This window comes from Desulfonatronum lacustre DSM 10312 (assembly GCF_000519265.1).
Taxonomy (GTDB): Bacteria; Desulfobacterota; Desulfovibrionia; order Desulfovibrionales; family Desulfonatronaceae; genus Desulfonatronum; species Desulfonatronum lacustre.
In genome coordinates, this window is record NZ_KI912608.1 from 1,653,379 (window position 1) to 1,677,532 (window position 24,154).

At 62.9% G+C, this 24,154-nt stretch carries 17 protein-coding genes and 2 tRNA genes; 8 read left to right on the forward strand and 11 right to left on the reverse strand.

From position 1 onward, the window contains the following. Positions 1–61: 61 nt before the first annotated feature. Both DESLA_RS0107800 and DESLA_RS0107805 read right to left on the reverse strand, forming a co-directional pair. A complete protein-coding gene (locus DESLA_RS0107800; protein WP_028572021.1) occupies positions 62–847 on the reverse strand; it encodes an ABC transporter permease in 786 nt (261 codons plus the stop codon). Continuing rightward, positions 844–1,770, reverse strand: a complete 927-nt coding sequence (locus DESLA_RS0107805; protein ID WP_028572022.1) for an ABC transporter ATP-binding protein — start codon at positions 1,768–1,770, stop codon at positions 844–846. Before DESLA_RS0107805 ends, DESLA_RS0107800 begins: the two co-directional genes overlap by 4 nt. A gap of 347 nt (positions 1,771–2,117) precedes the next feature. On the opposite strand from DESLA_RS0107805, the gene arfB reads away from it, so the two are divergent. The 3 genes from arfB (at position 2,118) to DESLA_RS0107820 (ending at position 3,832) form a co-directional block, all read left to right on the forward strand. Further along, entirely contained in the window at positions 2,118–2,549 is a 432-nt protein-coding gene (gene arfB, locus DESLA_RS19380; protein WP_051434491.1) for an alternative ribosome rescue aminoacyl-tRNA hydrolase ArfB, read from the forward strand. Next, the gene (locus DESLA_RS0107815) at positions 2,546–3,673 is read left to right on the forward strand and encodes a metallophosphoesterase (protein WP_028572023.1); all 1,128 of its coding nucleotides are present in this window, start codon (positions 2,546–2,548) and stop codon (positions 3,671–3,673) included. The genes arfB and DESLA_RS0107815 overlap by 4 nt, the downstream gene beginning before the upstream one ends. Positions 3,674–3,755: 82 nt before the next feature. After that, a tRNA-Met gene (locus DESLA_RS0107820) sits at positions 3,756–3,832 on the forward strand. 251 nt (positions 3,833–4,083) lie between these two features. Here the strand turns inward: DESLA_RS0107820 and DESLA_RS0107830 are convergent. Next, positions 4,084–4,173: transfer RNA gene (locus tag DESLA_RS0107830), tRNA-Ser, on the reverse strand. A gap of 318 nt (positions 4,174–4,491) precedes the next feature. Here DESLA_RS0107830 and DESLA_RS0107835 point away from each other — a divergent pair. From DESLA_RS0107835 to DESLA_RS0107855, 5 genes are read left to right on the forward strand one after another with little or no spacing between them, the layout of a single operon-like run. Next, entirely contained in the window at positions 4,492–5,985 is a 1,494-nt protein-coding gene (locus tag DESLA_RS0107835; protein ID WP_245590022.1) for an MFS transporter, read from the forward strand. Further along, a complete protein-coding gene (locus tag DESLA_RS0107840; RefSeq protein ID WP_028572026.1) occupies positions 5,978–6,799 on the forward strand; it encodes a DUF362 domain-containing protein in 822 nt (273 codons plus the stop codon). The genes DESLA_RS0107835 and DESLA_RS0107840 overlap by 8 nt, the downstream gene beginning before the upstream one ends. Positions 6,800–6,818: 19 nt before the next feature. Continuing rightward, on the forward strand, positions 6,819–7,526 hold the full coding sequence (locus tag DESLA_RS21610) for a hypothetical protein (RefSeq protein ID WP_051434492.1): 708 nt from the start codon (positions 6,819–6,821) through the stop codon (positions 7,524–7,526). 29 nt (positions 7,527–7,555) lie between these two features. Further along, positions 7,556–10,216 (forward strand): UvrD-helicase domain-containing protein, encoded by a 2,661-nt coding sequence (locus tag DESLA_RS0107850; RefSeq protein ID WP_028572027.1) that lies wholly within the window; start codon positions 7,556–7,558, stop codon positions 10,214–10,216. Beyond that, positions 10,216–13,899 (forward strand): PD-(D/E)XK nuclease family protein, encoded by a 3,684-nt coding sequence (locus DESLA_RS0107855; protein ID WP_028572028.1) that lies wholly within the window; start codon positions 10,216–10,218, stop codon positions 13,897–13,899. Before DESLA_RS0107850 ends, DESLA_RS0107855 begins: the two co-directional genes overlap by 1 nt. A gap of 235 nt (positions 13,900–14,134) precedes the next feature. On the opposite strand, the gene tsaA is transcribed toward DESLA_RS0107855, so the two are convergent. From tsaA to DESLA_RS0107895, 8 genes are all read right to left on the reverse strand, one after another. Next, a complete protein-coding gene (tsaA, locus tag DESLA_RS0107860) occupies positions 14,135–14,611 on the reverse strand; it encodes a tRNA (N6-threonylcarbamoyladenosine(37)-N6)-methyltransferase TrmO (protein WP_028572029.1) in 477 nt (158 codons plus the stop codon). A 41-nt stretch (positions 14,612–14,652) separates the two neighbouring features. After that, on the reverse strand, positions 14,653–15,159 hold the full coding sequence (locus tag DESLA_RS0107865; protein ID WP_028572030.1) for a hypothetical protein: 507 nt from the start codon (positions 15,157–15,159) through the stop codon (positions 14,653–14,655). A 131-nt stretch (positions 15,160–15,290) separates the two neighbouring features. Next, the gene (locus tag DESLA_RS0107870; RefSeq protein WP_035261539.1) at positions 15,291–16,430 is read right to left on the reverse strand and encodes an SO_0444 family Cu/Zn efflux transporter; all 1,140 of its coding nucleotides are present in this window, start codon (positions 16,428–16,430) and stop codon (positions 15,291–15,293) included. A gap of 102 nt (positions 16,431–16,532) precedes the next feature. Next, complete coding sequence (locus DESLA_RS0107875; RefSeq protein ID WP_028572032.1) at positions 16,533–16,892, reverse strand: ArsR/SmtB family transcription factor; 360 nt, start codon at positions 16,890–16,892, stop codon at positions 16,533–16,535. A 21-nt stretch (positions 16,893–16,913) separates the two neighbouring features. Continuing rightward, positions 16,914–18,782, reverse strand: a complete 1,869-nt coding sequence (gene pabB / locus DESLA_RS19390) for an aminodeoxychorismate synthase component I (RefSeq protein WP_051434493.1) — start codon at positions 18,780–18,782, stop codon at positions 16,914–16,916. 96 nt (positions 18,783–18,878) lie between these two features. Next, entirely contained in the window at positions 18,879–20,129 is a 1,251-nt protein-coding gene (locus DESLA_RS21615; RefSeq protein ID WP_051434494.1) for a hybrid sensor histidine kinase/response regulator, read from the reverse strand. After that, positions 20,129–21,403: a sensor histidine kinase gene (locus DESLA_RS19400; protein ID WP_035261542.1), complete on the reverse strand. Its 1,275-nt coding sequence runs from the start codon at positions 21,401–21,403 to the stop codon at positions 20,129–20,131. Before DESLA_RS19400 ends, DESLA_RS21615 begins: the two co-directional genes overlap by 1 nt. Beyond that, entirely contained in the window at positions 21,400–24,138 is a 2,739-nt protein-coding gene (locus DESLA_RS0107895) for a hybrid sensor histidine kinase/response regulator (protein WP_028572033.1), read from the reverse strand. Before DESLA_RS0107895 ends, DESLA_RS19400 begins: the two co-directional genes overlap by 4 nt. Between the last annotated feature and the right edge of the window lie 16 nt (positions 24,139–24,154).

The window sequence follows — 24,154 nt, forward strand, 5'->3', positions numbered from 1 at the left end:
GAAGCCCACCTCGCGGCCCCCTCGTTTCCCACCGGACACGCCATCGTTTCCGGATGAAACACTACTTGACCAGCCGCCGCCGCATCGCCCGGATCGCCAGCCCGAAAAACACCCCGCTGAACAGAACCAGGTACCCCAGGCTGATCACGGCGCTGCTCTCCATCCGGCCCATGGTCGCCAGCCTGGACAGTTCCACCAGGTGGTAAAGCGGCGACAGCCAAGCCACGACCTGGGCCCATTCCGGCAACCCGGCCACCGGAAAGAACGTCCCGCTGAACAGGAACAGCGGGGTGACGAACAGGAAGATCGGCAGGTTGAACATGTCGATGCTCGGCGTGATCCCGGTAAAGTACATGCCTACCGAGCCAAAGACCATGCCGCCCAAAAAGGCCAGAGGCAGAATCCATAGCCCCTCGGGCAGACGAACCAGCCCGAACAGGGCGATGACCATCAGCATCAGCCCGGCGGCCAGGACTGATTTGGTCGCCCCCCAAAGGATCTCCGCGGTGATGATCTCCTCCAGGGACAGCGGCGTGGAGAGCATGGCGTCGAAGGTTTTCTGGTAGTACATGCGCACGAACGAGGCGAAGGTGGTCTCGTAAAAGGCGTTGAACATGATCGCCACGGCCAGCAGGGCCGGAGCGATGAAGGCCACGTAGGTCAGGCTTTCTCCGGCATAGAACACCTCCCCCACCAGTCCGCTGAACCCGATGCCGAAAGCCAGGAGATAAAAAAGCGGCTCCAGCAGCGGAACCAGGAAGTTGACCTTCCAGATCCGCCGGTACACCACCAGATTACGCAGCCAGACACGCAACAACCGCAACGAATACCTTCCGGTCCGGATCATTCTCGCAACCCCCTTCCGGTCAAGCGCAGGAACACGTCTTCCAGGCTCCCCTGACGGAATGTACAGGTCTGGGCGCAGAATTCCTCCCGCAACCGGCGTTCCAACTCCGGCCCGAGGGTGTTGTAGATGATGATTCGCTCTCCAAGATCATCGTGGGCCAGACCGTGAGAACGGACAAACGCCCGCAGTTCCTCGGTAGGTGACTCCACCTCCGCCACCGAATCCCCGGCATGCTCCCGGATCAGTTCCCGCGGCGTCCCCTCCACCAGCACCCGTCCGTGGTCCACGATGATCAACCGGTCGCACAGCCAGGCCGCCTCCTCCATGTAGTGCGTGGTCAGCAGCATGGTCAGCCCCCGGCTTCGCAGCTCCCGGAGCTTGTCCCAGACCTGATGCCGGGACTGCGGGTCCAGGCCGGTGGTCGGCTCGTCCAGGATGATCAGCTCCGGCTCGTTGATCAGGGCCCGAGCCAGCATCAACCGCCGGGCCATGCCTCCGGAAAGGTGCTCCACCTTGGCCTGTTTTTTGTGCTCCAGGGCGAAGTACTCCAGCAGTTCACGGGTCCGTCGTCCGGCCACAACCTTGGGCAACGAAAAATATCCGGCGAAGATCAGCAGGTTCTGCTCCACGGTCAGATCCGGGTCCAGGGTGTTCTCCTGCTGGCAGACCCCCAGTCTGGACCGAACCTCCCGCCAGCCCTGCCCGATATCCAGCCCGAAAACCCGCATGCTTCCGGAGGTCAAGGGGGAAAAACCGTAGATCATCCGAATAGCCGTGGTCTTCCCCGCCCCATTGGGCCCCAACACCCCGAAAAACTCTCCTTTCTCCACGTGAAAGCTCAGGTCGTCCACGGCAGTGAACGACCCGAATTGCTTGCGCAGATTGCGGGCCTCGATGATCGGCGGGTTGGATTGAGAGGCCATAAAAACCATATTATCCCTGACTCCATTCACAAAAGTGTCCTGACAGATCGACAAAGGCCGCACGCATGCATTCCCAAAAGCGACGCACGAGCCAAAGTTCATTCTTGCCTCGTGGCCCGGCCTCGCGCCTTGATAGCAACAATAGCCCCTTCGCCCCACTCAAGCAATCACTCGCGCGGCCTCGACCATACGCGGCATAACTCCATTGAAAAAACTTCGCTTCGTATACTCGACACTCTATTCTTGCTCCCCATCCCCTCAAAAGGTAACCTCAACCAACAGGCCGGACGCCCCCCTCTCCCCACGATCGTTGACTTCCAGACAAAAATCATTTCTCGACCAATTCCATGCCTCCTTTCCCAATATCTCCTGACCAACTCGAACGCTCTCCCGACGTGGAGATGGAGTTTCTGCGCAGTTCCGGACCGGGCGGGCAGAATGTGAACAAGGTTTCCACGGCGGTGCGCCTGCGCTTCGCCGTTCACTCCACCCCGCTGCTGCCCGAGGATGTCCGCCGACGTCTGATCCTTCGAGCAGGCAGGCGGATGACCGACGAAGGGGAGTTGATCATCGAGGCTCGTCGGCATCGCACCCAGGAACGCAACCGTACCGACGCCTTGCTTCGGTTGGCGGAACTGATCGCCGAATCCTGGCATCCGCCCCGACCGCGCCGTCCCACCAAGCCGACCCTGGCGGCGCGACAACGCAGACTGGATCGGAAGAAACGGCGCAAAAGCGTCAAACATACCCGTAAAACCGTGGACGAGGAGAAAGGATGACGTTTTTTCAAATCGCGGGCCTGGTCTATCTGTCCATGCACCTGCTGGTCTGGGCGCGGATGGGCGCTCAGCTCGGCCTCGGACTTCGGAAATGGCTGATCGGCCTGCCGGCGATCCTGGCCCTGACCGCGACCCCGTTTCTGGCCTACCTGATCCCGGCGGCCTGGCCCCAACCCTTGGTGCGCATCCTGTGGTGGCTGGTCTTTGTCTGGATGGGGACGGTCTTTTATCTGTTCTGGTTGCAAATCCTGAGTATGGTCCTGCAAGGCCTGCTCAGACTGCCTCCAGCCGCCAAAACCCGCTGGTTCCCCCGCGGCCCGCGCCAATTGCTCGCGATCCTGGCCCTGACAGCGATCATCGTGCTCTACGGCCTGTACGCGGCCACGCAGTGGGAAACGCCCCGGATCGAAATCCGCACGCCTCTGGTGACCGCGGACACCCGCATCGTGCTGGTCAGCGACACCCACTTCGGCGTAATGACCCGGCAGACTTGGGTAGAACGACTGGTCGGGTTCGTCGATGAACTGGAGCCGGACTTGGTGCTGCTGGCCGGGGATCAGATCAACGACCATCCGGAGTGGCTGAACCCCAAGGCCTCTGCCATGGCCCGCCTCGCCCCACCTTTGGGCGTTTTCGGCGTCCTGGGCAACCATGAATTCTACGTCGGCTTGCAAACCAGCCGAACCTTTCACAACCTGGCCGGAATCCGCCTGTTGCGCAACGAGACCTTGATCCTGCCGGACACGGGCATCCAGTTGATCGGCATCGACGATCCGACTTGGGGCTACATGGACCGCGAATTCATGATCCGCCACCTGGACCGGCTCACTCCCGAACTCTCGCCGGACCACTTCCAGATCCTGCTCACCCACCGGCCCTGGGCCTGGGACGAAAAAGCCGCGCCCCTGGGCATCCACCTGATGGTCGCGGGCCACACCCACGGCGGCCAGATTTTTCCATTCCACTGGTTCGTCGGAATGCAGCACAAATATCTCGCCGGTCACTTCCAGCAAAGCGACAGCCACCTCTTCGTGACCACCGGAGCGGGCACCTGGGGCCCGCCGCTGCGCGTCGGCGCACGTCCTGAAGTCGTGGTCATCGACCTGATCCGTGACGCGAATTAATTTTCTCGGCCACAACTACTTGCCAAACGAAACCCAAATCTATATGTAACCAAATTCTTGTTCGGGAGGCACTCCCTCCAAGGGCGAGGTAGCTCAGGTGGTCAGAGCATGCGGCTCATATCCGCAGAGTCGGGGGTTCAAGTCCCTCCCTCGCTACCAAGCAAAATCAAGGGTTCCGGTCGATTGACCGGAACCCTTTTTTATTTGGAGAATATTTCCCGCAGGATTGTTCTTGGATCCCTTGGACAGCTCAGCGGCTTTCGTAAGGTGGAGCCTGTCCAGGTACCAGTTTAGGTACCCCAAGGCTGTTGCTACAGGTTTGCCCAGCCCGTCCAAGTACCTCCATAAAGCAAATAAGCCCTGATTTCTCAGGGCTTATTGTATTTACCGGACATCGCCGGATCGTGTGCTGGCGGAGGGAGAGGGATTTGAACCCCCGGACGAGTTTCCCCGTCAGCGGTTTTCAAGACCGCCGCCTTCAACCACTCGGCCATCCCTCCGTAAGGGGTTACGATGTAAACCGAGACATGGATTCTGTCCAGTATCAAGGCAGGTTCGAAGACAGCTTCAGGCAGGCAGATTTATTCTCGATCCTCACGCGCTATCAAGGTCGGTATCGAAATCGAAATCGAAATCGAAATCGTGATCGAAATCGAACAGGCCATATCCAAGAAGTTATTATAATAACGAGATGATATAAAGTATTTTCCGATTTCGATTTCGATCGCGATCAGATTTTTGATGAGAACAGATTCGCCCTGCCAGGGGGATAGACTCGCTGGAGGTTGCGCGGCATCTCTGGTAGAGACGCTCTCTTTATGTCCAGCCCCCCAAAAACCACCATGGGCCAAGCCGCTCCCTTCGCCCCTTCCTTCCACGAACCGCCGAAGTATACGTTTTTGAGCATGATCGGGGTGAACATGATGGTGTTCATGGCCACCCTGGACATGAGCATCGTCAACGTGGCCCTGCCCAGTCTCGCCAAGCAGTTGGACACGGACTTCGCCACGGTGCAATGGGTCATCCTTAGCTACGTGCTGGTGGTGGCCTCCTTGCTGCTGCTGGTTTCCCGGCTGGGGGACATGCGCGGCAAAAAGGGTATTTTCAGCCTGGGGTTGGGGCTGTTCACCCTGGCCTCTTTGCTTTGCGGGCTGGCGCCCAGCGTGGGCTGGCTGATCTTTTTCCGGGCTCTGCAAGGCGTGGGTGCGGCCATGAGCCAGGCTCTGGGCATCGCCATTGTCACGGAACTCGCGCCGCCCTCTCGACGGGGCCGGGCCATCGGCCTGATCGGGGCCACGGTGGCCATGGGGTTGGCCCTGGGGCCCTCTCTGGGCGGACTGATCATCGAATTCATCGGCTGGCGCTGGATTTTTCTGATCAACGTGCCCCTGGGTATCGCGGCCCAGTGGATCATCGCCAAGTACATGCCCGCCCTCCCCCCCAGGCAAGGCGGACAGCGCTTCGACATCCCCGGCGCAATCATCGCGGCCCTCACCCTGGCCGCCTATTCCATGGGCATGACCCTGGGCCAGAAGACCGGCTTCTCCGCTCCGATGAGCATGTCGCTGCTCGCCGTGGCGACCATTGGGCTGATGGCCTTCATCCTGGTGGAGCGCCGCGTTCAGCAGCCCATGATCGACATGAAGCTTTTCCGCAACCCGTTGTTCAGCATCAACCTGGTCATGTCCCTGCTGGTCTTCATTTCCCTGTCCGCCGGGTTCATCATGCCGTTTTTCCTCCAGTACGCCCAAGGCCGTCCGCCCAGCGAGGTGGGCTTGTTGATGATGGCCATTCCCTTGAGCATGGGCCTGGTGGCCCCTTTCGCCGGTGCCCTTTCCGACCACTTCGGGCCACGGGGGTTGAGCCTCCTGGGCCTGCTGATCCTGATCAGCGGCTGCCTGGCCGTAAGCACACTCAGCCTGGATACGCCGTGGTGGGGCTTCGTGTTGCGGGTGCTGCCCGTGGGCCTGGGGGTCGGGCTGTTCCAGGCCCCGAACAACAGCGCGATCATGGGCGCGGTGCCCCTGGAACGGTTGGGCGTGGCCTCCGGGCTGCTGAACTATTCCCGGGTCTTTGGTCAGACCACCGGCCTACCGATGATCGGCTCCATCTTTACCCTCTCCGTGGTCTCCGCCACCCTGGAACCCGTGCGCACGGACTTCGCCGCGGTCCCGCCCGAAGCCTTGTCCGCGGGCATCGCCGGGGCCTACCAATTCCTGGCCCTGCTGCTCCTGGTGGCCGTGGGCCTGGGCATCGCGGCCTGGATCATCGACCACCGTCGAACCCGCAACAAAACGTCGCGCTATGCCTGAACCTCGCCACCTCCCCTGCCTCGTTCTCAAATTCCAGGACTACTCCACCACCCTGGCCACCCTGCTGGACAACCTGGGTGCACCCGACGTGCTCAAGCGTCGCAGGCGGGTGATCATCAAGCCCAATCTGGTCAACGCCTCGCCCTTTCCCGTGACCACCCATCCGGAGATGGTCCGAGCTTTGGTGGAGTATGTCCGCCGACACTCCAAGGCCAGAATCGTCCTGGCCGAGGGCTGCGGAGACGCCTGTCTGGATACCGGCCAAATCTTCGCCGACCTGGGCTATGCCGCCTTGGCCGAGGAACTGGACCTGGAGATGGTGGATCTGAACCAGGCCCGTCTGACCCGTCGATCCGACCCGGAATGCCGTTTTTTTCCGCAAATTTATCTGCCAAAGACGACGTTCAGCGGACTGCTGATCTCCGTGGCCGTACTTAAGCGGCACAGTCTGGCCCAGGTCACCCTGGCCATGAAAAACATGCTCGGCCTGCTCCCGCCCAGCCACTACCAGCGCGGCGGCTCCTGGAAAAAGTCGGCCCTGCACGCGGACATGCAGCGCTCCATTTACGAGTTGAACCGCTACCGCGCCCCGGACCTGGCGATCATCGACGCCAGCGTCGGCCTGGCCGAATATCACCTGGGCGGGGCCACCTGCTCCCCGCCCGTGAACAAGCTGGTGGCCGGGTTCGACCCCGTGGCCGTGGACGCTGTCGGAGCGGGCCTGTTGGGCCTGGATTGGCGCTCCATCGGGCATATCAGGATGGCCCACGGCCGGCTTGGCTCGGCCGAAGCTCCGGCTTCGTATTCACCATAACCGCGCCGAGAAAAAAAACGTGTCCCGCCCTTCACTACGCTTTGCCGCCCAGAGCCTTCTCCAGGCCGCTTTTCTCCTTGCCTTGCTGTTCTCGCCCCTTATTTCTCACGCAAGCATTGATAATCCAAGCCTGTTTGCGGACGAAAACGGCATCGAAGCCGAACCCACGCCACCCTCCCCTGCCTGGTATTCCTTCCCCGCCACGCCGGACTTCACGCATCGCATCAGCCTGTATGCCGGGAAATACACCACGCAAAGCATGGGGGATACGGCCACCTTTTGGTCCGTGGACTTTGAGGAAAACCATCTCGTGGCCCTGGCCTACGCCCGGGACATGCTCGACCTGGCCTACGACCTGCGCCTGGGTCCGGAGGTCGGGGTTGCCGCGCGGTTCGGGTGTCGCTGGTCCGCGGAAATCTGGGCCGGGGCGGCCCTGCGACACCGGGGCATCGTGCTGTTCAATCGCCTGCGCCTCGAACCGGCCTTCACCCTCGGCCTGAGCTGGATTCACAACTCCATCGGCATTGAGCGGAACCGGGAGGAGACCCAGGACGGCGACGCGACCTGGCTGGTCTACCTCGGCCCGGAACTGGCATTCTCCCTGCCCCAGTACCCGCAGTGGACGATCTTCTACCGGCTGCACCACCGCTCCGGGGCCTTCCGCACCTTCGGCAACCTCAAGGGCGGCCACAACGCCAACACCATCGGCCTGCGCTACAGCTTCTAAGCCGTCGTCGCCGCAAATCCAAACCAGCCATGACCGGAGACTCCGACATCCCCCTTCCCGAGACGTTTCCCCACGTCCTTGTGGTCCAGGCCTCGGCTGGGGCCGGGAAGACCTACAGCCTGGGGCTGCGGTTCCTGCAACTCCTGGCCAGGGCCGGCAAACCGTCCGTCGCGGGACTGGGGCACATCCTGGCCCTGACCTTCACCGTGGCCGCGGCCCAGGAAATGAAATCCCGGATCGTGGCCTTTCTCAAGGAAATCGCCCTCCAGACCCCGTCCGGCCAACTGCTCCGCGCCCAGAGCGGACTCGACCCGGAAGCCGCCGGGGCCTGGCTGGAACGAATCCTGGATCAATACCAGCGCTTTCAGGTCAAGACCATCGACAGCCTGAACTTTCAACTGGTCCAGACCCTGGCCCGGCGCATGGACCTCTGGCCGGAACTGGAAGCCGGGTTCAATTCCGAGGCCTGGGCCAAAGTGGTCCTGGAAGGCCTGCTGGCTCGAACGGACTGGGACCAAGCCGCGGTCCAACCCTCGGGCTCCACCGAAAATCCGGCCGAGGCGGCTGGTCACGACCCGGAAGCCGCTCAATCCCTCTCCGCGCTCTGGGAAGGCATCTTCCAGGTCTACCTGCGCCAGGAGATGCGCACGGGGCTGCGCTTCCTGCCCTGGCTGGAAGAGCAGGTCACCGGGGTGGTTCGTGACCTGAACCAGATATTTGAACCCTTGGCCGTCACCTCCCTGGAAGACCTGTGCCTGGCCCGGACCGATTTCCTGCAAGCATGCCGAGAACTGGCCACCACCTTGGAGCGCGTCGGTTTGTCGAATCACGTCTCCCGGTTCAAAGCCCCAAAACTCGCGGAACTTTTGGACAATCCGTGCAGCAACCTGGAATGCGCCTTTTTCGAGAAGACCGCGCCCGAGGAGCTGTTCAACAAGCCCGCCTGGGCCAACCCGGACCTGTCCCAGGCCTGGGATGCCTACCAGGCGCTCCGCCGGACCAGGAACGCCTTTCTCCTGACCCGGGCCAGGCTGTCGGCCGCTCCCCTGGCCCGGCTGCACCACGTGGTCAACCTGGAACTGGACCGGCTGGGCCGTACCCAGGGGCTGTTGCCCGGAGGCTGGTGGACCCGATTGATCCGCCTGCATCTCGCCCAGGGCGACCTGCTCCAAGAGGCGGCCTTGATCCTCGGCCTGCGCTGGAATCATCTGCTCATCGACGAATTCCAGGACACCAGCCGGGAGCAATGGGACGTGCTCCGGGAACTGGCCCTGGAAGCCCTGGCCGAGGGCGGAAGCCTGTTCTGCGTCGGCGACGTAAAGCAGGCCATCTACCGCTGGCGCGGCGGGGACTGGCGGCTGTTCTTCGAGCCGCTGGATCCGACGGTGCTGCCCAACGTGGCCCCGGAAAACCGCCTGCGCACGGTCCTGCCCTTTAATCGCCGCTCCTGCCCGGAGGTCGTGAACTGGATCAATGCCCGATTCGCGCCCCTGGAACAGCCGGAACCCAGCGCGAATCTGGCCCAGGCCATGATCCCGGCCAAGGACAAGGACGAGTCCCGGGCCCTGCTGGCCGCCACGGCGGCGGCCCTTTACGCCGAAGCGGCCCAGACCCCCTGGAAGGACTGCGTCGGCGCGGTCCGGATCACCGACATCCCCACGGACGACCTGGAGGGCGGAACCGAGGCGTACACGGCCCTGGCCCTGGAAACCCTGACCGCCCAGGTCCTGGCTCTACGCGAGGACTCCACCGATCTGGGCGGGATCGCGGTTCTGGTCCGGACCAACAAGGAAGCCAAGTCTTGCGCCGCCGCCCTGCTGGCCGCGGATATCCCGACCATCACCGAGCAAAGCCTGGTCATCTCCGCGCATCCCGCGGTGCGCGGCCTGCTGGCCCTGCTGACCTGGCTGGACCACCCCGGCGACGACGCCGCGCTGTACGCCCTGTGTTGCAATCCTCTGCTCTTCCGGGAATGTGCCGATGACGTCCCAGACATAACCACGCTGCTCCGGACAAGCGACGACCAGCCCAAGGACACCGTGGCCGCCCGCCCCCTCTCCCTCCGACTCCAGAAAGAGCAGCCGGAGTTCTGGGCCGGACACCTTCAACCCTTCTGGGAACTGGCCGGCCTGGCCGGGGCCTATGAACTGCTGCTGACCGCCGTGGCCCATTTCCGGTTGCGCGAACTGCCCCTGGGCCAGTGGGCCTGGGTGGAAAAACTGCTGGAAACGGCCTTCCAGGCCGAAACCCAGGGCCAGGCCACCCTGTCCGCCTTTCTGGCATTCTGGGAGGAGAACGCCGGGTCCTGCGTGGTCGGGCTGCCCGAGGGCCTGGCCGCGGTGCGGGTGATGACGGTGCACAAGGCCAAGGGCCTGGAGTTTCCCCATGTCTTTCTGCCCCTGCTGGGCTATGGCGAAAAAAACCGTCCGGCGCATCTGCTTCTGCCCACCGAGGACGGCCGACCGGGACTGGTCTCCACGACCAAGCCCCGGGCCGACGAGGTGGCCCGGATCATGGACCGGGAGCAAGTCCACTCCATGGCCGAGGAGCTGAACCTGCTCTACGTGGCCCTGACCAGGGCCCGGGAGAGCCTTCGCCTGTTCCTGCCCGAGGGCAAAAGTTCCAAGGGCTCCCGAGCCGCGGACTGGCTGCGGGCTCTGACGGCCAACCATTCCACCCCATTCACGTAATGCCCAGACCCCTGTTTCCCCATCTGCTGCTGGCCCCTCCGGACGCCTCGTCCTGGACCGACCCGGCCGCGACCTCGCGCCGACTGCACGGCGACGTGGCCCATCAGGCCCTGGCCCTGCTCGGGCCCGGTGAGATCGCCCCCGGAAAAACCTGTCAGACCGCGGTGACCCGTCGCCTGCGTCAGGCCCGCGCCCTGCTGGGCGTGCATCCGGCCCGGTTGGACCTGGCCCCGCTGGCCTCGGCCATGGTCCGGACCCTGGCCCATCCCCTGATGGTCGAACTCTTCTCCGAAACGGCCCTGGCCCTGGCGGAACAGGAAATCGTGATTCCGGCCCAGGTTTCGGGCCACGTCCCAGCCCCGGCCCATCCCCACGGCTCGTCCCCCACCGCGCCGCATGCCCTGGTCCGGGTGGACCGATTGGTCCTGCTGCCGGACGGCACGGCCTGGGTGCTGGACTTCAAGCTGGGCGTCGGCGACCCGGACGCGGACCGGGCCCAGGTCCGCTCTTACCAACGCCTGCTGGCCGACCTGCTGGGCCGGGAATGCCACGGCGCCCTGGTCAACCTGGAGCAGGCCGAGGTGGTCACGCTCCCGCCCGTGCAACCACGACACGGCGAGACGTCGGCCCCTGAAGCGTCGGGATGCCCGACCTCCGCGTTGCCCGAAGCTCTGACTCTCGAGGCCCTGACTCCCGAGCCACCCGACGATCATGGCCCGCCCCCCATTCGCGTCCTGCCCCTGCGTGCCGACCCCATCGCCCTGCTTCATGACCACCTCAGGGCCCGCTGCGCCGACGCCCCCCTCTTGGCCATGGCCAAGATCCAGGTCATCTTCCCCCATCGTCGACCGCGCATCTATTTGCATCAGGCCCTGGCCCGATCCCTGGGCGCGCCCTTTCTGCCTCCGCGCTGCTCCAGTCTGGAAGACTGGATTCTGCGCCAAGCCTGCCTGGCCTCGGACGATCCTCCGGCCGTGGCCACCCCGTTGGACCAGGCCTGGCTGCTGCACGAAATCGACATCAATCTGAAAAACGGACGGGAGTCGACGCCCTGGCATCGGTTTCTCCCCTGGGGCCTGCGTTTGGCCCAGGTTCTGGACGAACTGGACCGGGAGCGGATCACGGCCCGGGCCCTGGACCATCCTCCGGACGACCTGCCGGAAACGGCCGCACGGCTGCTGGCCGACCTGGGAGCGGTCCAGGCCGCGTTCCACGAGCGTCTCGCGGACCGCAACCTGGCGACTCCCGCGACCTTGGCCGCACGAATCCAACCAAGCCTCCTTCCAAAGGAGCAGTCCCGCCCGACCTACCTCTGCGGCCTGTTCGCCCTGACCCGGACCGAGGCCGACCTGGTCCAGTCCCTGCGCCAGGCCGGAGCGGAACTCTGGTGGCAGGCCGACCGGCCCCTGCCCGAACCCTTGCGGCGCTGGGCCGCGGCCTGGAAGGCCGATCTGGACTGGGATTTCGCGCCCGACGCCCAGACTGAGCCAGGCCAGACCCAGGATTTGGCCCAGGGTTTGCCCCCCACCTTCATCCTGGCTCATGACCTGCACTCCGAGTTGCGCCGTCTGGCCGAGGATGCCGCGTCCTGGGACCAAAACGACCGGGTGGCCGTGATCCTGCCCGATCCTGCCCTGCTGCGGCCCGTGCTGGCCCATCTGCCCACGGACAAGGAGGTGAACATCACCCTGGGCCTGCCCCTGGAACGCTCGGCCCTGGGCCTGCTCCTGCACACCCTGACCCGCATGGCCCGGGACGGGCGGCTCACCGGCGTGGGACCGACCAGCCGGGACTACCTGGACCTCTGGCAGAATCCCTGGGTACGACGGCTGTTGCCCGGCGGAGGGTTGGCCCGTCTGCGCCGCCTGATCCAGGGACGAGGTCATACCTTTCTGGATTCAGCGGCTCTGGCGGAACTGCTTGGGGAGTGCGTTGCAGTGGACGTCGAGGATGTGCATGAGGTCGTGGACGAAGACGGGGACGAAGACGGGGACAAATATGCGGGCAAGCTTGAAGGCGGGCAGCCGGAAACCGATGCTGCGGGCTTCGCGGCATCCAGTATGGCCGGATTCGCGGCCCTTTTTCACGAGGCCTTGGACCTGACCACCCTGGAGGAACTGCGCGCATTCCTGCTGCGCCTCCTGGAGGCCCTCCAGGTGCGGGAACGGGCTCCCTCGGTGCTGGAAATGCACGCGGTCCATGCGCTGTATTCCAAAGTTCTTCCGAACCTGGAGCAGACCCTGAGCCGGGACCGTCCACTTCCTCCGGCGGCCCTGTGGAGCGTGTTCTGGAATTGCCTCGGCCTGGAGCGCATCCCGTTCAGCGGGGAGCCGCTCACGCCCTGGCAGGTGATGGGACTCCTGGAAAGTCGGCTGTTGTGCTTCGACAAGGTGATCGTGCTGGAATGCGTGGAAGGGGTTCTGCCCCGGACCAATGCGCCCAACCCCCTGCTGCCCGAGGCCCTGCGCCCGGCCCTGGGACTGCCGCCGGGCTATGCCGAGGAGCGGATCATCCACTTCCATTTGCGGCGTTTGATGGTCTCGGCCGGGGAGGTTCGCCTCTACAGCCGCCAGGGCATGTCCCCCAATCCGCTGGAAGGCCGGACCATGCCCAGCCGGTATTGGGAGCGGGAGCTCTGGGACCGGGAAAAGGCCGCGGGCAGGCTGCTGCAAGGAAGCGTTTCCCGAGTGGCCCTGGACCTGGACCTGAGCCTGTCGCCGGGTCGTCCGCCGGAAAAGGCGGCCCTGGCCGAACGTCTGGCCCGGCGTCTGGAACGGGGTCTGTCCCTGTCCGCGCTGCAAACCTACCTGCGTTGCCCGCTGCGCTTCTTCAAGGAAGAGGTGGCCGCCTTCCCGCCCCGGCCCGACCCGCGGAGCGACCCCGGTGCCGCGGTCATGGGCTGGCTGGCCCACGACATCCTGGAGCGGCTGTTCCGGCCCCATGTGGGAACCACCGTGGTCCCCGGGGATCTCCTGGCCGGGTTCGACGACCTCTGTGCCGAGCTGGCCCCCGCCCATTTGCGGGAGGCTCCCCTGACCCCGGCGGCCCGGTTCTTCCAGACCCGGCTGCTGCAAGAACTGCTGCGCAACTACCTGCGTCAATCCGACCAGCCGGTCCACCTCCTGGCCGTGGAACAACCGGTCCAACGTCCCCTGCCCGGAACCGCCGCGAAAATCGTGCTGCGCGGCAGGCTGGATCGGATCGACATGGACCCGTTGCTGAGCATTCCCATGATTCTGGACTACAAGACCGGCGGCGCTTCCCGACGCAACCCGTTGGACATCCATCGCCTGGACGAACTGGCGGGCGAATTGACCGACCTTTCACCGGGCGACGAGGTCACGGCCCACGAAGGACTGGTCCTGGTCAACACCCACCTCCCTGATCCGCAACTGCCCGGCTACCTCTTTCTTCACGCCGCGCCGGCCCTGTGCGGCTACGTGCATCTCGGAGAATGGCAGGCTCGAAAGCGCTTCGTTCCGCTGACCAAACCAGGCAGAAAAGACGAGGTCGAACACCTGCGGCACCGCTTCCTGGACTGGCAGGACCAAGGCCTTCCCACGATCCTGGAATGGATTGGCCGCCACATCCTGGAAGCCCCCCTGTTCTCCCCCACCACCCAACCCGGAACCTGCCCCTCCTGCCCCTGGCGGATTACCTGTCCCTGGGCTTTGGAGGAATAATACCAATTCTGCTTCGGCAATGCGTTTTTCGCTTGAGAAAATGCAGGTATCGGGGTCGGCGTCGGGATCGGGATCGATACTGTTGTTCGCCAATAATCCTAATTCGACCCCGATGCCGATACCGATACCGACCCCGATACCGAAAGAGAAGCTTTGAATTAGAAATGGTATAAGGCTTTGTATAACGGATGGCGTGGCTCTGGCCATGCTGGCGCTTGAATACCCTCCCCCCCGTCTACTTGAACCGACCATCCGACCTTCGCTCGGCCACGGTCTTCCCCGGCGTTTCCAGCCAGCCGGCCCGGGCCTGGGGATGGGAGTCGAATTCCGGGACATACGGCTTGATGTCCAGAAGCGGGGTGCCGTCGAGGATGTCCACGTTCCGGATATGCAGCACGCCGTTTTCGATCCGGTCCAGTTCCACGATGGACAGACCGATGGAGTTGGGCCGCTTGGGCGCCCGGGTGGCGAACAGGCCGCGGGGGACGGTGTCCATGAACGGCACGACCTCCAGAGAAAACCCCTGGCTGCCATGAAAGCGGTACAGCAGAATAAGGTGGGAAAACCCGTCCAGGTCCTTCAACCCGGCTTGGTATTCCTCCGATATCTCCACCGTTCCCCGCACCCCCGCCGCTCCGGCGGGCTGAATCGGCATGCCGCTCAACTCCTTGAACGGACTGCGAATCAGTCCAATGGGATGTATTTCCGTCATTGTTTCAGCTCTCCCAAGAAAAAACATGGCGTACAAAAAGGCTACCTGGGCACGGGGCCCTGCTGAGCCGAAAAGACATCCACATCACTGGAAAACGAATCACCCCGGCGAGGGGCCGCTTGAAATTCGCCTTCCGTCAGGGTCATGCGGTATCCGAAGGTCAAGAACGTCTCTGTGTCCGCGGGAACGGCTTCGAGGGGGATGGCAAAGGAAAAGTCCACTCCCTCCGGGACCATCCGTCGCACCAGATAGGAATTGCGATCCCGGGCCAGCACGATTCCTTGCTCATCACTGATGTACGCGGAAAAATCCAAGCCCTGAAACCACTGAGCCAGTCCGGGCCAGACTCTGGTATTCGGCAGGGCCTTTCCGGTAACGCTATACCGATCGCCCTCCACCCGAGCCAGATAATGAAAATCCCAGAAGTCCAGCGAAATGACGTCGGTTTGGTTCGGGACAAGTTGATTCCGCGGCAGGTGCTTGACGCTCAAGTGGGAACATCCCGTCAACAGGATCAGGAAGCTCAATGAGATCAGACTTTTTTTCATTTCGTCTCTCCTGGAAAAGGTCAGCTGGGGAATTTCAAATTGAACAGAGTGATGCCAGGACTTCCGATAGCCTCATCCTCCTATGCGAATCAAGCACTGAACAGATTGCAAAAACGCGGCGCCTGGCGGAATCATCGTTCCCCTCGCGAAGACGCAGCTCCCGCCACCCATCTCCAGGCAAACAACGCCAAAAGAATCACGGCGGAGGCCACGCCCACGAGCCTCCCCTCCTCTTCCTCCGCGCCGATGCGCCAATGCCCCAGGACGCCGACCATAAAATCAGTTTGGCCGTAAACCCAGTCCACCAACAGTCCCAGACCCAAGGTGCAAAACATGATCCCGGCCACGTAGATCACCGTGGCCCGCCGACCCAGGATTTTACCGATCACGGTCAAGGCCGCGGCATTGACCGCCGGACCGGCCAGCAGGAAGACCAGGGCCGCTCCCGGGTTCAGGCCCTTGAGCACCAAGGCCGCGGCAATGGGCGTGGAGGCCGTGGCGCAGACGTACAGCGGCACGGAAATCACCAGCATGGCCACCATGGCCAGCACGGGATTCCCCAGCCACCTGGAGACTATTTCCGGCGTGAGCCACACGGAGATCCCTCCGGCAACGAGCACTCCCAACAGAAACCACGGGGCAATGTCCCGGAACAGATCGCCGAAGGCAAACGCCATGCCCGTGCGCAAGCGGTAAAGAGGGGAGACTTCAGCCGAAGGTTGGTTAAGAGTCCGACTTTGAGGCTGCATCGGAGAGCAACCGCATCCTGACCCGCCCAGGCACGAAGACGAGGACAAGGACGAGGTTGGAAACGAACTGAGAGAAGGAGCAACCGAAGGCAAGGCGGACGGTTCTCTGCTCCGATCCAAAGCCTGAACCAGGGTCCCGGTTACCACGGCCGTGAAAAAGGCGGACAAAGGCCGGATAACGGTCATGAAAGGGTCCAGCAGGGCCCAGGTTACGGCCATGGAATCCACGCCCGTCTCGGGCGTGGAGATCAGAAAGGCCGCGGTAGGCCCCTTGGCAGCACCCTGACGACGCAGGCCCGCGGCAGTGGGCAACACCCCGCAACTGCACAGCGGGATGGGCACGCCCACGGCCGCGGCCTTGATCAGACCCCGGAACGACGAAGTTCCCAGATGCCTGGCCACCAGATCGTCCGGCAAAAAGGCCTTGAGCAACCCAGCGAAGAAAAACCCCAAAAGCATGTACAACGCCGAGGCCACGAGCACGTCCCACCCGGCCTGCACCACTTGCAACACCCAGTCCATGTTCACCTCCAAAGGCGGTTGAAGTGAACATATGACAATATGTTCAGATGTTCAAGGAAAAAGTTGCCCTCCCTTCAAAGGCTGGACCATCAATTCAACCCGCTATTCCGCCACATGCTCCTCGGCCTGCTTGAGCAAGCCCAGGATATGCGCGTCGTCCAGGCTGTAGATCACGTTCTTGCCGTCCTTGCGATACTTGACGATGCGGGCCGTGCGCAGCACGCGCAGCTGGTGAGACACCGCCGATGAACTCATGGACAGCAGCTCGGCCAGGTCGCAGACGCACAATTCGGAAATGCTCAAGGCCTCCAGGATGCGCACCCGGGCGGGTTCGCCCATGGCCTTGAACAGCTCGGCCATCCGCAGGAGAGTCTCATCCGGAACCATCCGTCTCGTCACCCGCCGCAGCGCGTCATCATGGACGCACACCTCGCCGCAAACGTCATCCAGCCGCTGATCCATGCCTACCTCGATAAGACGTTTTCAATCGTCAGGCTTCTGAGAAAAACTCTCCATCTCCCCATGCCATGATACCTCGGCGTTGGTCCAAAGACCGCCGGAAACCACCACGTCATACACTCCCCGAACCGAATTAAGCAGCACGACCCGCTCGGCTCCGTCCAGGTCCTCCGGTCGGAGAATTCGTTCCTTCAATTCGCCCCGCTCCACCATTTCGGCCCGCATCGTCCCGCCCAGCAAACCGCATCGGATCGGCGGGGTCCAGAGAACGCCGTCCTGGCTGATGGCCAGGTTGGCCCGGGTGGATTCGGTGAGTTCGCCGCGCTCGTTTTGCAGCAGGACGTCGCCGAAGCCGGGGTTCGCGGCCAGGGCCTGGGCGTAAATATGGCGATGGGAGGTCTTGTGGTAAAGGAAGATGTCCGAGGAATCCACCGCCGACGAGGCCAGGGTCACGCGAAGGGGGACGGAGGACGGCGATGGCGGGGGGAGATGTTCCAGGGCAACGACCCCGTCCTTGTCCAGAAGCAGGCGGACCATTTGTGATTTTTGGCCAAATCCCGCGGACAGCACGTCCAGTCGATCACGGATCAGCTGCACGTCCAGGGGAAAATCAAAATACTCGGCCGAAGCGCCCAGCCGGGCCAAGTGCCGTTCCAACAGCACGTACCCGTACTCCGGGGTCCAGAGCATGGTTTCCAGGAGCCGGAATTCCGGCGTCCGCCGATGCAAAACCTCGGCCTTGGTCCGACACTCCGCGTACTCGCCCCGGGCGTCCGAATCCCAGACGATCCCTCCGCCGACACCGTATTCGGCCCGGTTCCGACGCTGGTCCACCAATACCGTGCGGATGGCCACGTTGAACGCGGCCCGGAGTTCCGGCTTGCTTCCAGAGGCTGAACGCGTCGCCTTCGGCCCCACGTATCCGATGCAGCCGGTATAGAGCCCGCGAGGGTCGGATTCCAGGTCGGCGATGATGCTCATGCTGGCGGCCTTGGGTGCGCCGGTGATGGAGGCCGGAGGGAAAAGGGCCGCGAAGATATCCGTCAGCGAACGCTTTGTCCGCGCCCGGACCGTGGAGACCATCTGCCAGACCGTGGCGTGCTTCTCCACCCGGCACAAGTCGTCCACCTCGACGCTGCCGGTTTCGGCGATCCGGCCCAAATCATTGCGGACCATGTCCGTGATCATCACGTTCTCGGCCCGGTCCTTGGGCGACCGGCCCAGCTCCTCGGCCAGGGCCAGATCGTCCTCCAGGGTCCGTCCCCGAGGCCGGGTGCCCTTCATCGGCTCGGAAACGATCTCCTCGCCGTCCAGAGCGAAGAACCGCTCCGGCGAGAAACTGCATGCCGCCCAGTTCGGCAGGCGGACAAAGGCGGCGTGGGCCGGGGGCCGGTCCCGGCAGACGGTTCGAAAATAATCCCAGGGATCCACGGAAAAGTCGGTTCGCAATCGAAAAGTGAAGTTGACCTGGTAGCAGTCCCCCACCCGCAAATGCTCCCTGATGCTCCCGAGGGCCTCCCGATAGCCGGATTCGGAAATGGACGGCGACCAGTCCGACGAAGCAAACCCAGGACCTTCGCCCCCCAAGACATCACGGGACGCGACCCGCTCAACCCGCTCGTAGATCCCAAACCAGAGCAGCGGCGGACCGTCCTTGGTTCGAGGGCAAACCCGCAGCGCGGAATCAAAGGCCGGGGCGGCCTCGTAGGTCACGAACCCGGCGGCGTACAGGCCTTTTTCGATCGTCAGGCGCTGAATCCATTCCAAAGAAGACCGAACCTGAAGGAAATCCGTGACCCGGATCACTTCCAGGGGCCGTCGAAAGCCCAACCAGGAGCGGGATGAAGCGTCCCACAACAGGACGACGTTTTGTTCCCGCCATGAGGAGGACATGATTTCAGAAGTCGGGAGAGGAAACGGTTCGTTGTGATGTCGCCGAGGATTGCCGACGGGCCAGTCTTGGTTTGGGGCTTGTTTCCGGGGCCTGCTTCAGGGTCGAACATTCCGAGGAGAACAGGAGGAGCATTGAATGTGCAAAGCGCCCGCCCCTTCATCCCGGTCCATGTCCTGTTCTTCGAGCTGTCTCTCGGAAATCTGAAACGACAGGACCACGTCAACGGTCGTTCCCTGGTCCACGACGCTTCGGATGGTGATCTCCCCGCCCAGCAGGCGGACCAAACGGTGCACGATGGTCAGCCCCAGGCCGGCTCCCTGATGTTTCCGGGAATAGGACCCATCCACCTGACGAAAGGGTTCCAGGACGTCTTGAAGCTTGTTTTCCGGAATACCGACGCCCGTGTCAGCGATGGTGAACCGAACCCGGCACCGCTTGTCGTCCTCCCGCTCGTCCAGGGCGATCTCCAGTCGCACTTCGCCCTGCTCCGTATATTTCAAGGCGTTGCCCACCAGGTTGAACAGGATCTGACGCACCCGGATCTCGTCGCCGATCAAAAACAGCGGCAGAACGGGATCCAGGGCCGACGTCAGGGCAAGCCCCTTTTCCTTGGCCGCCAGCCCAAACAGACCGTCCATGGATTCCAGAAGCTTTTGAGCCCGGAACTCCCTGGAGTGGACAACCAGCTGACCGGCTTCCATGTCGCAGAGAGTCAGGATGTCGGAAAGCAGGTTCGTCAGCCGGTCCGCGCTGTTTCCAGCCAGGACCACGAACTGCTGCTGGCGCTCATCCAGATTGGTGTCCAGCAATATCTGCATGGCCCCGATAACGCCGTTCAGCGGCGTGCGGATTTCATGGCTCATGTTGGCCAGAAACTCGCCCTTGGCTTGATTGGCCAGTTCCGCGACCTCCTTGGCCCGGCGCAAATCCACCAGGAGTTGCTCGTTGCGCTCGCGCAAGAGCATGATCTCCAGCCCCTTTTGGATCCGTTCCAAAAACTCCGGCGGGTTCAGCGGCTTGTTGAAATATCCCTGGACCCTGCCCTTATTGATGGCGTCCACCAGCGGGTCGTAGTCGCTGTAACCCGTGAGCATGTAGCGCAACACGTTGGGAAATTCACCAGCCACCTGCTCCAACAGGACCGTCCCGGACATTTCCGGCATTCGCTGGTCGGTCACCAGGACGTGAACCTCCTCTTTGCGCAGGATATTCAGGGCTTCCTGGGCCGACTCGGCCAGACGGATGTCGTAGTCGCGCCGAAACAACGCCTTGAAACTGCGCAGATTTTCGGACTCGTCGTCCACGTAGAGGACGATCGGCTTTTCGGAATCGCTCAAGGCCAGCATCAGTTTTCCTCCGGAGTTATCGGCAAATACAGCATAAACGCGGCACCTTCGGCGACCTCTTCGTCGACCTCTTCGTCAACCTCCAGGAAGCCGTGATGTTCCCGTGCCAGATTGGCGCAGATGTACAGCCCGAGCCCGGTCCCCTTGCCCACCGACTTGGTGGTGAAAAAGGGATCAAAAATCCGACCCCGGATGTCCGGATGAATCCCCGGACCGGCGTCGGCGACACGCAGCACGGCATAACTCTTGCCCGCGCGGTCACGGACTTCGGTAGTCAGGGTGACCCGTCGCCGGGCCCGGTCCTCCAGAGATTCCACGGCGTCGATAGCGTTGTTCAGCAGATTGACCACCACTTGGCTGAGGTGACCGTAATTGCCTGGAATCGATGGCAATGGATGAAAATCCCTGCATACGTCGACCTGCGTCTTGTAGCGATTGTGCAGCATGACCAACGCGGAATCAACCAGTTCGTTGAGATCGATGTCCAGGGTCCGGGCGTCGTCTGAACGGGAAAAGACGCGCAGGCAGCGCACGATGTCCTCGGCCCGCCACAATCCTTCAAAAATATGGGCCAGCAGTTCGGGAATCTCCTCCCTCAAGGTGGAATAGTCCATCCGCTTTTCGAAATCCGCCAACGCGGCCTGCTGTTCCCCGGTCATGACCCGGCGGCAATGATCCACCAGGGCGATCAGATCGGCGATGTCTTTTTCCAGCCCATGGCAACTGTTTTTCACGAAATTCAACGGATTGTTAATTTCATGCGCCACCCCTGCGGCCAAAACCCCCAGCGCGGCCATCTTCTCCGACAAAACAAGCTGGTTCTGGGCCTTTTTGAGCTGATCCAAGGTCTTTTGCAGGGTCTTGTTCCGCTGCGTCAGATCATGTTGGACGCGGCGCAGGGCCAGATGAGTGCGGACCCTGGCCAGCACCTCCTCCACGTGAAAAGGCTTGGTGATGTAGTCCCGACCTCCCGCTTCGAAAGCCCGGACCTTGTCCGCCGCGTCTTCCAGGGCGCTGATGAACAACACCGGGATGTCCGCCAAGGCTTGGTCCGCCTTCAACCGTCGGCAGACCTCGAAGCCGTCCATGCCCGGCATGTTGATGTCCAAAAGGACCAGGTCCGGCGGCAGACGCCGGGCCGCCTCCAGGGCCATGGCTCCGGATGTGGCCGGCCGGACCTTGAACCCTTGGTCCTTGAGCATCCCGGACAACAGATGCAGGTTGGCCGCGACATCGTCCACGATCAGGATGGATGAGGCTGCGGATTCGTTCACGACGCTTTCTCCGGCTCAAAAAGACGTTGCAGTTCATCGAATAGATAGTTATCCACCAAATAGAGTATCCCCGCGACCAAATCCGGATGCTCCTGGTCGATCCGGGTGCAAATCTCCCGCAAAGCGTCCATGTCCAGACTCCAGGCCGCCTCGGTCAGGACCTCCAGTAAATCCGGCGGCAAACCGGCAAGTTGCTCCGCATTCACGGAAGGGCGCTCCGCCGTTTGCGTCCCCGGACCGCTTCCCGGCCCGACTGTGTCAGCGTCCGGGCTCTGGTCGTCCTCCTCAAATTCCACATCCAGATGTTCCCGCAGCAGGCCGAACAGTTCATCGACCTTGAACGGCTTTTTCAGGAACGCCACGGCCCCGGCGGCCAGAACCCGTTCCTTTTCGGCCATCAGCACGCTGGCCGTGACCGCGATGACCGGGGGCGAATCCTGACCGTCCCGGTCCTGAATATGCCGCAGAACCCCGAACCCGTCCATCACCGGCATGAACATGTCCAGCAGGACGAGAGCCGGTCGCCATTGATCGTAGACCCGGCAGGCCTGCTCGCCGTCCGCGGCCTCGCGCACGGTGAATCCGGCCTGTTCCAGCATGCGCACCAGGATTTCCCGGTTGGCCTGGTTGTCGTCCACCACCAGAACGCGCACCTCGCCCTGGCCGGGCTTCAGCACGGCCACCCGGCCCTGGCGCTCCCGAGCCCGGCTCGCGCCCGGTGTTCCCGGGCCGACCCGGACAGTAAGCCGAAACGTGCTGCCCCGGCCGACCCGGCTTTGCACGTCGATATCCCCGCCCATCAGTTCCACGTAGGCCTTGGCGATGGCCAGACCGAGGCCGGTGCCGCCCTTCATGCCGCTGCCCGGCACAAGCTGCTCGAAGTGGGAAAAGATAGATCGTTGCGCTGCTTCCGGAATGCCCGGCCCGGTGTCCTCCACTTCCACGGCCAACAATAAGGCGTCCGGGGCAATCGCCTCGGCCCCTGCATCCTTTGCGGACTCCGAGGCACGGCTTGTTATCCGGAGCACCACCCCGCCTTGATCCGTAAACTTGACCGCATTGCCCAGCAGATTGTTCAGCACCTGGTGCAGCTTCTGTTCGTCGCCCCGAACCCAGCGCGGCAGCTCCGGGTCCGGAACGACCTCCAGGGACAACCCTTTTTTCCGGGCCAGGACTCCAAACATCGCTTCCAGGTCCTCCACCAGGGCATACAGATCAAAATCCTCCTCGCTGAGGACGATCTTCCCGGCTTCGATCTTGGACATTTCCAGAATGTCGTTGAGCAACAGCAACAAATGCTCGCCGCTTCGATACACGGTCCGCACCGAGCGCCGCTGGTCCGGCCCGAGCTGCGGATCCCGCAGCAGCAACTGGGTGAAGCCCAGGATGGCGTTCAACGGCGTGCGGATCTCGTGGCTCATGTTGGCCAAAAACAGACTTTTTGCCGTATTGGCCTCGGCAGCGGCCTCCTCGGCACGCATCCGCACGTCGACCTCCCGCACCAGACTCTGATTCAACTCTTCCAACTCACGGGTCCGCGCCTTGACCCGCTCGTCCAGCAGGTTGCGCTCGCGTTCCAGGGCCTCCCTGGACCCTTCGAGCTGAGCTTCGGCTGCCTGCACGGCCTCGAGCAATTGATTAAAGGCCTCGGCCAGTTCCCGAATCTCGTCCCGACTGTGGACGGAGAACCGGTACCGCAGGTCCCCGCTTTCCCGGACATGCTGGGTGCCGCGGGTCAGGGTCCGCAACGGAGAGAGAATGGAGGCGTACAGGCCGACAAGAGTAGCCAGGCTCAGCAGGCCGATGGCCGCGCCCAGGAACCACAGGTTGACGGTCACGGCATCCCGGATGTCCTTCTGGATTTTTCGATCATCAAGCAGGGCCACCAGAGTCCAACCAGTGGCCGGAGAGGGATGGACGTAGGCGTGCAGCCGGTCCTGGAGTCGATCCTCCGCATTCAGCACCAGATGCGCTCCGGGCTCGGCCAATGCCAGCCGTTCGCCGTCCGCGAACAACTCGCGCACGTTGGCGAAAAGCATTTCCCGGTCCGGGGCGGCCAGCACCATGCCCATCTCGTCCAGGAGCAGGGTTTGTCCTTCGTGGCTCAGGGAAAAGGCAGTCACGTAATCCGTGAGGTCGGCCAGGGTGAGGTCCGCGCCGACCACGCCGAAAAATCTCCCGAACTCGTCCAAAAGCGGCGTGACCACCCCGATGTTCACGTCCGGAGTGGTCACGGAGCGGTACGGCGGAGTGCGCATCACCGCGTCCGGATGCCCTTTGGCCAGCATGTACCAAAGCCGGTCCCGGGGATCGTAGCGGGTGGGCCGCTCCCGTGGATGGGAACGGACGAAACTGCCGTTCTCGCGGCCCATGTACACGGAATTGACGTGGGGGTGGTAATGGCGGAACGTCTGGAAGAGGTCGATGATCTCCTGCTCCCGCCAACCGATCCGGTACTCAAAGGTCGCTTCATCCGCGTCGAGAAAGCTGGTGAACTCCGTGTCGTGGGGCGTGCGTACCCGAGCGTCCGCGACCAGAATCAGCAGGTCGTTCTCCACGTCCTTGACGAACCGGGTCAAGGCGAAGTCCAGATGCTCCAACTGCTTGCCCATCTGGTACTCGATGGCCGCGAAGGTCCGCTCCTTGAGGGCCATGAACTGGACCACGCCCACGATCAGCAGGATTATCGCGCCGGAGGCGACGAACAAGGCGAGGGTTTTGGATTGGAGTCGCATACTGTTCAAGTTTATC